The sequence below is a fragment of the Lysinibacillus sp. FSL K6-0102 genome, assembly GCF_038003545.1.
Classification (GTDB): Bacteria; Bacillota; Bacilli; order Bacillales_A; family Planococcaceae; genus Lysinibacillus; species Lysinibacillus capsici.
On sequence record NZ_JBBOPH010000001.1, the window covers coordinates 4,085,722 to 4,099,994 of the forward strand.

Below are 14,273 nucleotides of genomic sequence, written 5' to 3' on the forward strand. Positions count from 1 at the left end.
AAGAATGGCTCCGAAGGCAGGACTCGAACCTGCGACAACCTGATTAACAGTCAGGTGCTACTACCAACTGAGCTACTTCGGAATAATTTTAGTATATAGCCTAGCGACGTCCTACTCTCACAGGGGGAAGCCCCCAACTACCATCGGCGCTAAAGAGCTTAACTTCCGTGTTCGGTATGGGAACGGGTGTGACCTCTTTGCCATCATCACTAGACTATTTGAAAGACAATACTTATTATAACATATATTATAAAAATTACAAGTATATTCTAATATTTTATTCTTTCAAAACTGGATAAACGGTGCATTGAATGTTTCAAACTTTTTTGGTTAAGTCCTCGATCGATTAGTATTCGTCAGCTCCATGTGTCACCACACTTCCACCTCGAACCTATCTACCTCATCGTCTTTGAGGGATCTTACTTACTTGCGTAATGGGAAATCTCATCTTGAGGGGGGCTTCATGCTTAGATGCTTTCAGCACTTATCCCGTCCACACATAGCTACCCAGCGATGCCTTTGGCAAGACAACTGGTACACCAGCGGTGTGTCCATCCCGGTCCTCTCGTACTAAGGACAGCTCCTCTCAAATTTCCTACGCCCACGACGGATAGGGACCGAACTGTCTCACGACGTTCTGAACCCAGCTCGCGTACCGCTTTAATGGGCGAACAGCCCAACCCTTGGGACCGACTACAGCCCCAGGATGCGATGAGCCGACATCGAGGTGCCAAACCTCCCCGTCGATGTGGACTCTTGGGGGAGATAAGCCTGTTATCCCCGGGGTAGCTTTTATCCGTTGAGCGATGGCCCTTCCATGCGGAACCACCGGATCACTAAGCCCGTCTTTCGACCCTGCTCGACTTGTAGGTCTCGCAGTCAAGCTCCCTTGTGCCTTTACACTCTACGAATGATTTCCAACCATTCTGAGGGAACCTTTGGGCGCCTCCGTTACCTTTTAGGAGGCGACCGCCCCAGTCAAACTGTCCGCCTGACACTGTCTCCTGCCCCGCTAAGGGGCATGGGTTAGAATTTCAATACAACCAGGGTAGTATCCCACCGACGCCTCCTTCGAAGCTGGCGCTCCGAGATCTCTGGCTCCTACCTATCCTGTACAAGTTGTACCAAAATTCAATATCAGGCTACAGTAAAGCTCCACGGGGTCTTTCCGTCCTGTCGCGGGTAACCTGCATCTTCACAGGTACTATAATTTCACCGAGTCTCTCGTTGAGACAGTGCCCAGATCGTTACGCCTTTCGTGCGGGTCGGAACTTACCCGACAAGGAATTTCGCTACCTTAGGACCGTTATAGTTACGGCCGCCGTTTACTGGGGCTTCAATTCGCAGCTTCGCTTGCGCTAACCACTCCTCTTAACCTTCCAGCACCGGGCAGGCGTCAGCCCCTATACGTCACCTTACGGTTTTGCAGAGACCTGTGTTTTTGCTAAACAGTCGCCTGGGCCTATTCACTGCGGCTCTCATGCGCTTGCACGCTCAAGAGCACCCCTTCTCCCGAAGTTACGGGGTCATTTTGCCGAGTTCCTTAACGAGAGTTCTCTCGCACACCTTAGGATTCTCTCCTCGACTACCTGTGTCGGTTTGCGGTACGGGCACCTCTCACCTCGATAGAGGCTTTTCTTGGCAGTGTGAAATCAGGAACTTCGTCCATACGGACTCGCCATCACAGCTCAACGTTACAGTGTGCGGATTTGCCTACACACACGCCTTACTGCTTGGACGCGCACAACCAACGGCGCGCTTACCCTATCCTACTGCGTCCCCCCATTTCTCAAACGGTGAGGAGGTGGTACAGGAATATCAACCTGTTGTCCATCGCCTACGCCTATCGGCCTCGGCTTAGGTCCCGACTAACCCTGAGCGGACGAGCCTTCCTCAGGAAACCTTAGTCATACGGTGGACGGGATTCTCACCCGTCTTTCGCTACTCATACCGGCATTCTCACTTCTAAGCGCTCCACCAGTCCTTCCGATCTGACTTCAACGCACTTAGAACGCTCTCCTACCACTGACATCGTAGATGTCAATCCACAGCTTCGGTGAATCGTTTAGCCCCGATACATTTTCGGCGCAGCGTCACTCGACCAGTGAGCTATTACGCACTCTTTAAATGATGGCTGCTTCTAAGCCAACATCCTGGTTGTCTGTGCAACGCCACATCCTTTTCCACTTAACGATTACTTTGGGACCTTAGCTGGTGGTCTGGGCTGTTTCCCTTTTGACTACGGATCTTATCACTCGCAGTCTGACTCCCGTGTATAAATATCTGGCATTCGGAGTTTGTCTGAATTCGGTAAACCGGGATGGCCCCCTAGTCCAAACAGTGCTCTACCTCCAGTATTCTCATCACGAGGCTAGCCCTAAAGCTATTTCGGAGAGAACCAGCTATCTCCAAGTTCGATTGGAATTTCTCCGCTACCCACACCTCATCCCCGCACTTTTCAACGTGCGTGGGTTCGGGCCTCCAGTAAGTGTTACCTCACCTTCACCCTGGACATGGGTAGATCACCTGGTTTCGGGTCTACGACCACGTACTATTTCGCCCTATTCAGACTCGCTTTCGCTGCGGCTCCGCCTTCTAAAGCTTAACCTCGCACGTAATCGTAACTCGCCGGTTCATTCTACAAAAGGCACGCTATCACCCATTAACGGGCTCTAACTACTTGTAGGCACACGGTTTCAGGATCTCTTTCACTCCCCTTCCGGGGTGCTTTTCACCTTTCCCTCACGGTACTGGTTCACTATCGGTCACTAGGTAGTATTTAGCCTTGGGAGATGGTCCTCCCGGATTCCGACGGAATTTCACGTGTTCCGCCGTACTCAGGATCCACTCAGGAGAGAACGAACTTTCGACTACAGGGCTTTTACCTGCTCTGGCGGACCTTTCCAAGTCGCTTCATCTAACTCGCTCTTTTGTAACTCCGTATAGAGTGTCCTACAACCCCAAGAGGCAAGCCTCTTGGTTTGGGCTCTTCCCGTTTCGCTCGCCGCTACTCAGGGAATCGATTTTTCTTTCTCTTCCTCCAGGTACTTAGATGTTTCAGTTCCCTGGGTCTGCCTTCAAGACGCTATGTATTCACGTCAAGATACTACGCGATTAAACGTAGTGGGTTCCCCCATTCGGAAATCTCCGGATCAAAGCTCACTTACAGCTCCCCGAAGCATATCGGTGTTAGTGCCGTCCTTCTTCGGCTCCTAGTGCCAAGGCATTCGCCGTGCGCCCTTAATAACTTAACCAAGTTATTAAGCCTATAAAAAACTTAAAAAAATAAATGTGTTTGTTACAATTTCAATGTCGTTTTATCCAGTTTTCAAAGAACAAGTTTTGAAGTGTTTCATTCAGATAGAATGAACCTTCAAAACTGAACGCAAAACGTAATCTTACAAACCCAAGGTTTGTATTCCGAAATAATCCTTAGAAAGGAGGTGATCCAGCCGCACCTTCCGATACGGCTACCTTGTTACGACTTCACCCCAATCATCTATCCCACCTTCGGCGGCTGGCTCCAAAAGGTTACCTCACCGACTTCGGGTGTTACAAACTCTCGTGGTGTGACGGGCGGTGTGTACAAGGCCCGGGAACGTATTCACCGCGGCATGCTGATCCGCGATTACTAGCGATTCCGGCTTCATGTAGGCGAGTTGCAGCCTACAATCCGAACTGAGAACGACTTTATCGGATTAGCTCCCTCTCGCGAGTTGGCAACCGTTTGTATCGTCCATTGTAGCACGTGTGTAGCCCAGGTCATAAGGGGCATGATGATTTGACGTCATCCCCACCTTCCTCCGGTTTGTCACCGGCAGTCACCTTAGAGTGCCCAACTAAATGATGGCAACTAAGATCAAGGGTTGCGCTCGTTGCGGGACTTAACCCAACATCTCACGACACGAGCTGACGACAACCATGCACCACCTGTCACCGTTGCCCCCGAAGGGGAAACTATATCTCTACAGTGGTCAACGGGATGTCAAGACCTGGTAAGGTTCTTCGCGTTGCTTCGAATTAAACCACATGCTCCACCGCTTGTGCGGGCCCCCGTCAATTCCTTTGAGTTTCAGTCTTGCGACCGTACTCCCCAGGCGGAGTGCTTAATGCGTTAGCTGCAGCACTAAGGGGCGGAAACCCCCTAACACTTAGCACTCATCGTTTACGGCGTGGACTACCAGGGTATCTAATCCTGTTTGCTCCCCACGCTTTCGCGCCTCAGCGTCAGTTACAGACCAGAAAGTCGCCTTCGCCACTGGTGTTCCTCCAAATCTCTACGCATTTCACCGCTACACTTGGAATTCCACTTTCCTCTTCTGCACTCAAGTCCCCCAGTTTCCAATGACCCTCCACGGTTGAGCCGTGGGCTTTCACATCAGACTTAAAGGACCGCCTGCGCGCGCTTTACGCCCAATAATTCCGGACAACGCTTGCCACCTACGTATTACCGCGGCTGCTGGCACGTAGTTAGCCGTGGCTTTCTAATAAGGTACCGTCAAGGTACAGCCAGTTACTACTGTACTTGTTCTTCCCTTACAACAGAGTTTTACGATCCGAAAACCTTCTTCACTCACGCGGCGTTGCTCCATCAGGCTTTCGCCCATTGTGGAAGATTCCCTACTGCTGCCTCCCGTAGGAGTCTGGGCCGTGTCTCAGTCCCAGTGTGGCCGATCACCCTCTCAGGTCGGCTACGCATCGTCGCCTTGGTGAGCCGTTACCTCACCAACTAGCTAATGCGCCGCGGGCCCATCCTATAGCGACAGCCGAAACCGTCTTTCAGTCTTTTACCATGAAGCAAAAGAGATTATTCGGTATTAGCCCCGGTTTCCCGGAGTTATCCCAAACTATAGGGTAGGTTGCCCACGTGTTACTCACCCGTCCGCCGCTAACGTCAAAGGAGCAAGCTCCTTTTCTGTTCGCTCGACTTGCATGTATTAGGCACGCCGCCAGCGTTCGTCCTGAGCCAGGATCAAACTCTCCATAAAAGAAATTTGATTAGCTCAAATTGTTTTGCTGGCATCATGTTTGATGTCCAAAATTTTTGTTTTGTTCACTAACCGAAGCTAGCTACTTAAAACTTTATTGATTACGTTTTGCTTGTTCAGTTTTCAAGGTTCATTATTTAAGTCGTTTTTCAGCGACTTCTTTATATTAACATCTCATTCAAAACATGTCAACAACTTTTTTAAAAAAGTTTTTTGTGTTTTTCTGAGTTATTCGTTTATGTCTTAGCGACAATTAATATAATACAATACTAAGATATTATTCGTCAACTACTTTTCTAAAAAAATATCGAGGTATTTTTTAGATACCTCGATTACAAGCATACTACAGTCATTGCCCCATTTCTAGAGCATCTTTATTTACCTTGTAATGACGGTGAAATATCCTATCATTTTTCGCTGCAATGGGTTCAATTTGAATATAGCCTTTATCCACTAGATACTCAACAAACACTTCTAAATCCACTGAGTAGTTAACAAGTTCATGATGATCATGTAATTCCTGAATAGTCCACATTTCTTTTGTTTGCATGACTTCTAATATATGCTGTGCCCCATCTCGTGTACGAGAGTGGATTAAAAACTCACTTGCTAAAAACAATAATTCTAAGCGCTTTTCTATTGGCTCATTACTTGTCACTAGCTCTTCATACAGCTTATAGATGGCTGGCTCGATTTTTTTCACCTGTGCCCAAACAGTTACTTCAGGATACAGGCCACTATCGATAATAGATAGGCGGCCTAGATGATGTAGCGAATCCACAACATGATTATAAGCATCTAAGTAACTTCCTTTATCAAAGTATTCTTTCCCCTCCAAATAGCGACGAATTAACTTTGAAAATTGAATACCTGTTTTAATTTTACGACCACTATACGGAAATTCCTGCAATTCTATTTTTAGTTTATGCAGAAATTCATTCCGATCAAATAATACTCTACCGAAGAATATCCAATCAACAACCTTTCTATTTGAACCGATGAGTAACCATTTTCGAATTAATTTCTCCGTAACAGTATGTAGAGCGATTTTATTTCCTTCATATAAGTAATGTTTTGAAAAGACTGGTTGCTCTGCTTCTTTTACGATAATGAGTAAAACCGTATCAAATGTATCTGTAACGTTACTTTGTTCTTCACGCTTTTCCACTAAAATTACGCCTAATGTATTCGACTGACTCGCACGTTCTTGATATATCGGACGCAGTACTTGCTCCATGTTCAGCCCTCCTTTATTCATATAGGTTGTTTTGTTCCGTTAAAAATTCGACATACTCTAAGAGTATTCCTTCTTTCATTCAGTTCAAAGCTAAAATACTTTGCCCTTATATGTTATAGTAGATTTTAGATTGGGAGGCAAGATGAAATATGAAACCTTATAAAAGTAAAATTAATAAAATTCGTTCATTCGCATTAGCACTAATCTTTTTTGGTTTTATTGTCATGTACGGAGGCATTTTCTTTAAAAACAGCCCGATATTAGTTTTAATTTTCATGTCACTAGGTGTTCTTTGTATTATCGGTAGCACAGTTGTATATGCGTGGATCGGATTACTGTCAACAAGAGCTATTCAAGTAGAGTGTCCTAATTGCCATAAACATACAAAGGTTTTAGGCCGAGTAGATATGTGCATGTACTGCAATGAGCCATTAACACTTGATCCTACTCTAGAAGGTAAAGAGTTCGATCAATCCTATAATAAAACAAAAAAATCCTAGCCCTTTTTAAGAGCTAGGATTTTTATTGTACTTTAGCAGTAGCAACTTTACATGATGGACAAGTGCCGTATATCTCTAAGCGATGCGAATGCACATCAAAGCCTGTTACCTGTGATGCAAAATGCTCTATTTCGTCGAGTCCAGGATAATGGAAATCGACGATCTTACCACAGCATTCACAAATCATATGGTAATGATCGTTTGTCACGAAATCAAAGCGACTTGAAGCATCCCCGTAAGTTAGCTCTTTCACAAGACCTACTTCACGAAATACACGCAGGTTGTTATAAACAGTCGCTACACTCATATTAGGGAACTTACCCTCAAGAGCTTTATAAATTTCATCGGCAGTAGGATGTGCCATTGATTGAATTAGATATTCCAAAATAGCATGACGCTGAGGAGTAATACGTACACCAGTTGTTTTCAACGTGTCCAGTGCATCTTGTAAATGCGTTGCAGACATCGTCATGCACCTCTTCCATAAGTATTATTAATTTATAATTGTTATAAATAGTGTATCCAATTCGTACTACTTCGTCAACAATCACACATTGCTTATCCTCAATAAATCAATGGTTTTTTCCTTAATATCCTCTTGATAAATCCATAACATTTTCTAAATCCGTGTCACCCTTTAGCCATTTTGTTAGGCTTGGCTTGAAAATTTCTAAGCTACGCTCAACATAACGAGAAGAATGACTGGATACATGAGGTGATACTATAACATTTGGTAATGTCCATAATGGATTGTCGGATGTCAGAGGCTCCTCTTCAAATACATCTAAAACTGCGTGTCCTATTTGCTTTCTTTCAATCGCTTGAATGAGTACGTTTTCATCAACTAAATTACCTCGACCAAAATTCATGAAGATCGCATTGTTTTTCATCGCAACAAAATGCTCTTCTTTTAATAAATGGGTCGTTTCTGTTGTTTTTGGTAATACAGAAATAACGATATCTGCAAGAGGTAGTGCTTCTTTCAAATTGGTAAAACTAATCATCGTATTCATATAGGCCGCTTCTTTACCAGAGCGGTTACAGCCAATTGTTGTAACACCAAAAGCTTGCAATAAACGCCCAACTTCCGAACCAATGGCACCTGGCCCCAAAATAAGTGCCGTACTATCTCGTAATTCCGTTTGTTGTGTTTTTTTCGACCATTCATTTTTCTTTTGCTGCTCATACATCCAAGGCAAAGCTCGTTTAATGGCTAAAATATGAGCAAGAATCGATTCAGCCATAGGCGTTTTATGAATGCCACGAACATTTGAAACTAGAATCCTGCGTTCAATAATAGCCTGAGCTGGCATTTTTTCTATACCTGCCGATGCAACAAAAATCCATTTTAGCTTTGTAGCAGATTGAATACTCTCTTCTGTTAAATCTTCACCATATGTAACTAATACATCCGCTTGTTGAAGCTCTTCATTTGATATGCTCTTTTCAAAGATAAATTCAAGCTGTGGAAATTCTGCTACTAATGGTTCTCGTAAATCTGGTCTAGGTTCAAATGTAAAATAGATTCTCATTGTTTTGCCTCCTGTTCTGCTAAATAAGCATATACTTCTTCAATATGATTTTTCACTCGAACTTTGCGCCAAGCTTTTACAAGCTTCCCCTCAGCATCAATTAAAAACGTTGAACGCTCTATGCCCATATATTCACGTCCATACATTTTCTTTAAAACCCATACATCATAAGCTTCAGCAATAGCATGGTCCTCATCCACTAATAATGAAAATGGCAAACCATGCTTATCAATAAATTTTGTATGCTTGCTTGCGTTATCTGGGCTAACACCCAGAACAACAGCATTTAAATGACTGAAGTCCTCAAACTTATCGCGAAAATCACATGCCTCCGTCGTGCAGCCTGGTGTCATATCCTTTGGGTAAAAGTATAAAATAACATTTTTTCCTTTAAAATCAGCTAAATGCACCATCTCGCCCTTTTCGTTCAATAGAGAAAAATCCGGCGCTTTTTGTCCTTCTAGTAATGTCATACAATCTCCTCCTCTGTAGGTCCTATTTTACTCTAAGTAACAAATCAAGTCATATCTCTTAATTTCTTTGGATTTCTTACACCGATAGGTCTACAATAGATTACGTATAAAAAGTTAGGAGGCAATTCTATGAATCATGCAAAATCTGAAGCAATACATGAAGAGGCATTACAGCATATTGTTGGTGGTGTAAACAGCCCTTCTCGTTCATATAAAGCAGTAGGTGGCGGTTCTCCTGTAGCCATGGCGCGAGGAAAAGGCGCTTATTTTTGGGATGTAGATGGCAATCGTTATATCGACTATCTAGCAGCATATGGTCCAATCGTTACTGGTCATGGTCATCCTCATATTGCAAAGGCCATTACGCACGCAGCTGAAAATGGTACATTGTTTGGGACGCCGACTGAGTATGAAGTTACTTTCGCAAAAATGTTAAAGGAAGCCATTCCGTCGATGGATAAAGTACGTTTTAACAACTCTGGTACAGAAGCTGTTATGACAACGATTCGTGTGGCACGTGCCTATACAGGACGTACAAAAATCATGAAATTTGCTGGTTGCTACCACGGGCACTTTGATTTAGTATTAGTGGCTGCCGGATCAGGTCCAGCAACATTAGGAACACCAGATTCAGCGGGCGTGACAACTTCGACTGCTGAAGAAGTTATTACTGTACCTTTTAATAACCCTGAAGCCTTTACAGAAGCCATGGATAAATGGGGCGAGGAGATTGCAGCTATTTTAATCGAGCCAATAGTAGGAAACTTCGGTATCGTTGAACCAAAGCCAGGCTTTCTTGAATTAGTACATGCTACAGCAAAGGAAAAAGGGGCCCTAACGATTTATGATGAGGTCATCACGGCCTTCCGCTTCCACTATGGTGGCGCTCAAAATTTACTTGGCCTAACACCTGATCTAACTGCACTTGGTAAAGTTATTGGTGGTGGTTTACCAATCGGTGCTTATGGCGGACGTAAAGAGATTATGGATACTGTGGCACCCCTCGGCCCAGCATACCAAGCGGGTACGATGGCTGGAAATCCTGCATCTATGCAAGCTGGTATTGCTTGCCTAGAAGTTCTACAAACACCAGGTATATACGAGGAAATGGATAGATTAGGCGCAATTTTAGAAGAAGGTGTTTTAGCTGCTGCTAAAAAACATGGCGTAACCATCACGTTAAATCGTCTTAAAGGAGCGCTTACTATTTACTTTACAGATGTGAAGGTAGAAAACTATGAGCAAGCTGAAAGCTCTGATGGTGAAATATTTGGGCGCTTCTTTAAACACATGCTTGAGCAAGGTATTAATCTAGCTCCTTCTAAATATGAAGCATGGTTCTTAACAACTGAGCATACAGAAGCAGATATTAAGGAAACAATTGAAGCAGTAGATATTGCGTTTTCTCAATTATAATCTTGACAAGAAAAAGGCGACTTGCAAGTAGAAGTCGCCTTTTTCTTATTCATCCATGCAAATCTATGTATTTTATGAGCACTTCCTTCTATAATGTAAAGAAGCTAAAAAATATTAGACAGAAAGGACATCTTTATGAAATTAGGTGCCCGTGTATTTAAAACTGGTGTAGCTATCGTATTTGCATTATTTATTGCAGAGTTGTTGAAACTACCTTCACCTGTTTTTGCTGGAATTGCAGCTATTTTTGCTATTCAGCCTTCTATTTATCGTTCTTACCAAACCATTGTGGAGCAAGTACAAGCGAATATTATAGGTGCGACAATTGCCGTCATTTTTGGCTTGCTTTTTGGCCACCATGTCGTTGCCATTGGTATAGCTGTCATAATAGCTATCGGTTTAATGTTAAAGTTTAGACTCGAAAAATCACTTTCGCTAGCGTTGGTATCAGTTGTAGCTATTATGGAATTTCAAGGGGATGACTTTTTAACATTTGGTTTGATACGCTTTGTTACGATATTAGTTGGGGTATTAGCAGCATTTGTCGTAAATCTTGTGTTCTTACCACCTAAATACGAGGTAAAACTATTTCGCAAAATTTATATTTTACAAGATGATATTATTCGTTGGACACGACTGGCTGTACGGCAAGCTTCTGAGCATACATCCACAAAAACAGCATTAAGTAAGTTTAAAAACCGTATGCTACGAGTGGATACGCTGTATGATTTATATAAGGAAGAGCGTAATTACTTTAAAAATAAAAAATATGTCAAAGCTCGCAAACTAGTAGTCTATCGTCAAATGATTTTAACTTCCAAGAAAAGCTTGGAATTGCTACAGCGTTTGCATAATCACGAAAATGAATTAGCTCAGCTCCCCACCCAATTTCATTTAATGATTCAGGAGAGACTTGATTCCTTGCTAACGTACCATGAGCAATTGCTCTTAAAATATACAGGGAAGCTTAAGCCTGAGCATTCGGAGTGGAGTAAAAGCATTGACTATGTCCAACGTAATGAGCTGATGGAAATTTTCATCAAGCAAATCAACTTTGCTCGTGAAGAAGGCGATACGGAGTTTTCTAGCTATCACCTACTCTATATTTTATCGCGTATTTTAGATTATGAGGAAAACTTAGAACATCTTGATACACTTATTGTTTCTTACCAAAGCTATCATGGACATGAAATCAATGTAGAATTTGAAGAAGAATTCATATAGCTAACATTTTGGCGACAGATTACCTTGATTCAGGGGGATTTTGATCACCCATTGAATGAAGCTAAGTCTGTCGGCTTTTTTTTATACAAAAAACCTCCAAGTAGTAATCTACTTAGAGGAAAGGAGCTAAGAACGCAATGTTAGCAATTGTTGCTCTGCTTGTTGGCGTTTGACCATTTGTTCAGCACGTAAATGCTGATAATTGGCAATGCCTGATACAATAGTATCCCACATTTCTTCAAGAGTCTTGGTAGTGCTGGATTGTTGAGCCATGGCAGTACTTAATTGCACCGCTTCCTTGCTAGCTCCCCCAAATTGCCTCATACGATCTTCAAAGGCAGAGGCTGATTGACTTTGTAATTGTTGACGTCTTTCATTAACTGCATTCATCAAACCCATTTTAAAAACAGGAATGGTTTTAACAAAAGCCCCATTAATTTGTTCTATCAATTCACTGTTACCATTACGTAGCATATCGATTTGAGGGGCTGTGATAATAGCCACCATACGCGATTTTTCTAAGTCATCTATTTTTTGCTGGAGCATCTCTGCAATACCTTGCAAACGATTTAGCTCCATTTTCGCCAGCTGATTTCCTGCTTCACTCTGTTTTTCATACATCGGAATCAATGTTGTTTGGACCTCATGAAGCTTCATGTCAGTTGCTACGATATACTTTTCTAGCTCAAGATAGTACATGAGGTCTTCTTGATATAAGCGTGCAAGTACTCGGTTATCCTTCGCTAATTCCTCTTCCATCAGTACAAATTGATAATGGATTTTCTCAATATCTCTCCCCAGTCCATTATATTTCGTAAATAAATCGCCATCATTTTTGGTCTTACGTGCAAACAGCTTTTTAAAAAAGCCCTTTTGCTCTGTAAAATCTTGTTTGTCGAATGTCTGCATAAGGGCTTCAAGCTGCTTAAATAATTCATTTGATTCGAAAGTTGTTGACTGGGTGATGATGGCTAAAATTTGATCTGCAAATGTAGCTAATTTTGTAGACGGCTCTTTTCCCAAAGCTAATAGCTCTATCTGATTTTTTATATTGATTTGATTGGCAATTTGCCGTACCTCTGCATGATCCCTTAACTGTTCTTTGAAGGCTTCTGCTGTTTCCAGTGTCAGCTGCTTCAGCGTCAACGAGTTATTCGACATTCGTGCCGCCTCCTTCCTATCATCAGAAAAAACGATTAAAGAGTTTTTTTATGATTTTGTCGGGTGCAGTTTTCTGTGGCTTTGGTTCTTCATAGTGCAAGTCAAACAGCATATGCTCTAAACGGTGTACATCATAACTATCCTCTTGCAAATGCTTTTCTAAATCTAGTTGTCCTGTCGGATTATAAAAAACAATATCCACACCAAATCGATTTAAAAAGGCCAATAACGCTATATCTTCACGTGATAAAGCTGGTTGTTGAGGTGCTTGGTATAATACCAGCTTCGGTACCTCTTGGGAATAGTCAAAGCTTTGTAGTAATCTTAGGATCTCCTGTGGAATCATCGACATTTGTTTAAATAAAAATAACTGTAAATCATATAAGGTCTCATTTGGCTGCTGTTTCAACATGGGCTGCTCACAGGAAGTTTTTATCGTGTGTGCAATCGCACGCTGTAGCTCCAATGTTAACTCACCGTATTGCCACCAATCACTTTGCATAATACGCTCTACTGATAGTTCTCCATTTACTAGGCAATGCTTATAGTGAAAGTGGAAATTCGCTCTACTCATTGGTGCATAGGGGAATTTCTGGACAAAAACAGTTTGCGGATTTGCTAATAACTGATGCATATAATACCAGTATTCTTCCCGTCTGCTCGAAACCCCACTAATTTTGGCAAATATGACTGGAATGACAATCTCATCCCCAATTACTTCAAACTGTGGTCGAACCAAAGCTTTCTCTTTTGCATAAATAAAAATATCATCATATGTCATCCGTAATGTTAAGGAGCGTGGCATAAAATCTTTAAACTGCCAAGGCTTATAGACACCTGATTGCTGATCATGCATTAATTGCTCAAAATGCTGACTAGATCGATATCCAACCGTTGCCTGCCGGTCACGCAACTTATCAGGAAATGGCTGTAAAGTTGTTTGATTGGCGTACGCATATGTGATAGAGAAAGTATCATTAGGATCAATCTCAGCAAATTCATCTATTTTAGCTGGATGAAAAATTAACACATCACAACCGAGCTCCATTAATAACAATAAGAAATAGCGCTGACTTAGAGTTGCTTCCCCATACCAAACTACTTTAGGAAAATCATCTGTTGGTTTCATGGATTTTGTCCATAGAATCCAATGGTTTTTTAGCCATTTCACCATATCAATTAAAAAACGGCGAAAGTCATTTGCTAGCAAACCTAACGATTGCTGTTTTTGAAAGAGCTCTACTACTTTAATGGTTGCTAACTGTAAATGGCGATTCATTACACTGTCATCATGCTTAGGAATTAATTGATAACCATACATCATTGCCACTAAACGATTAATAGATAGACCTTGTGGAGTTTGTTGATGCTGCGAAAGGATTGTTTGTATTGCCTGAAAGTCTTTTGGTTCAATATGTTTATTTAATTCTTCACTTAAAATATGGATGTTAGTGTTCTGTGACAATGTAAATAATGAATTGAAATAATCATCTTCTTCGATTGGTACGCCCAATACACGAACAGCAATTCTACTAAAGCTCACTTGCTGCTCTGTTGTTTCATAAAATGCACGATCCTTTGGTGAATCTTGAAACGCCTGTAGCCAATCATCAGGATGACGCTCCAACACTGATTTAATTGTGATTGTTTGCATACAAACGCACCTCCTAAAAATCATCCTCAGCCTATGCTAAAGCATTCATTTGTCATAGGACGTCTCACCTAATGACAACAAAAATATT

The 14,273-nt window shown here is 42.2% G+C and carries 9 protein-coding genes, 1 tRNA gene and 3 rRNA genes; 3 read left to right on the forward strand and 10 right to left on the reverse strand.

All coding sequences use genetic code 11. The features are described 5' to 3' along the window. Window positions 1-5: 5 nt before the first annotated feature. From NYE73_RS20840 to NYE73_RS20860, 5 genes are all read right to left on the reverse strand, one after another. Window positions 6-82, reverse strand: a tRNA-Asn gene (locus NYE73_RS20840). 16 nt (window positions 83-98) lie between these two features. Continuing rightward, window positions 99-214 (reverse strand): 5S ribosomal RNA (rrf, locus tag NYE73_RS20845). Window positions 215-326: 112 nt separating this feature from the next. Further along, window positions 327-3,254 (reverse strand): 23S ribosomal RNA (locus tag NYE73_RS20850). A 182-nt stretch (window positions 3,255-3,436) separates the two neighbouring features. Beyond that, window positions 3,437-4,988 (reverse strand): 16S ribosomal RNA (locus NYE73_RS20855). The 16S, 23S and 5S rRNA genes sit together here with 1 tRNA gene alongside, the layout of an rRNA operon. Before the next feature lie 349 nt (window positions 4,989-5,337). Beyond that, entirely contained in the window at window positions 5,338-6,225 is an 888-nt protein-coding gene (locus NYE73_RS20860) for a nucleotidyltransferase-like protein (protein WP_016994017.1), read from the reverse strand. Window positions 6,226-6,374: 149 nt separating this feature from the next. On the opposite strand from NYE73_RS20860, the gene NYE73_RS20865 reads away from it, so the two are divergent. Further along, window positions 6,375-6,725: a YgzB family protein gene (locus tag NYE73_RS20865; RefSeq protein WP_048394737.1), complete on the forward strand. Its 351-nt coding sequence runs from the start codon at window positions 6,375-6,377 to the stop codon at window positions 6,723-6,725. Between the two features lie 22 nt (window positions 6,726-6,747). On the opposite strand, the gene perR is transcribed toward NYE73_RS20865, so the two are convergent. From perR to bcp, 3 genes are all read right to left on the reverse strand, one after another. Continuing rightward, the gene (perR, locus tag NYE73_RS20870; RefSeq protein WP_004230508.1) at window positions 6,748-7,191 is read right to left on the reverse strand and encodes a peroxide-responsive transcriptional repressor PerR; all 444 of its coding nucleotides are present in this window, start codon (window positions 7,189-7,191) and stop codon (window positions 6,748-6,750) included. Window positions 7,192-7,312: 121 nt separating this feature from the next. Further along, a complete protein-coding gene (locus tag NYE73_RS20875; protein ID WP_048394740.1) occupies window positions 7,313-8,257 on the reverse strand; it encodes a D-2-hydroxyacid dehydrogenase in 945 nt (314 codons plus the stop codon). Continuing rightward, window positions 8,254-8,730 (reverse strand): thioredoxin-dependent thiol peroxidase, encoded by a 477-nt coding sequence (gene bcp, locus NYE73_RS20880; protein WP_048394742.1) that lies wholly within the window; start codon window positions 8,728-8,730, stop codon window positions 8,254-8,256. The genes NYE73_RS20875 and bcp overlap by 4 nt, the downstream gene beginning before the upstream one ends. 129 nt (window positions 8,731-8,859) lie before the next feature. Here bcp and NYE73_RS20885 point away from each other — a divergent pair, with 129 nt between their 5' ends. Together NYE73_RS20885 and NYE73_RS20890 are read left to right on the forward strand one after the other, a co-directional pair. Then, a complete protein-coding gene (locus NYE73_RS20885; RefSeq protein ID WP_259951040.1) occupies window positions 8,860-10,146 on the forward strand; it encodes a glutamate-1-semialdehyde 2,1-aminomutase in 1,287 nt (428 codons plus the stop codon). 135 nt (window positions 10,147-10,281) lie between these two features. Beyond that, on the forward strand, window positions 10,282-11,370 hold the full coding sequence (locus NYE73_RS20890; protein WP_048394747.1) for an FUSC family protein: 1,089 nt from the start codon (window positions 10,282-10,284) through the stop codon (window positions 11,368-11,370). Window positions 11,371-11,496: 126 nt separating this feature from the next. Here NYE73_RS20890 and NYE73_RS20895 read toward each other — a convergent pair whose 3' ends face one another. Further along, window positions 11,497-12,531, reverse strand: a complete 1,035-nt coding sequence (locus tag NYE73_RS20895) for a toxic anion resistance protein (protein WP_259951039.1) — start codon at window positions 12,529-12,531, stop codon at window positions 11,497-11,499. Between the two features lie 22 nt (window positions 12,532-12,553). Continuing rightward, window positions 12,554-14,185 carry a YceG family protein gene (locus NYE73_RS20900; protein ID WP_259951038.1) on the reverse strand — a complete coding sequence of 544 codons (1,632 nt, stop codon included), beginning with the start codon at window positions 14,183-14,185 and terminating at the stop codon, window positions 12,554-12,556. Between the last annotated feature and the right edge of the window lie 88 nt (window positions 14,186-14,273).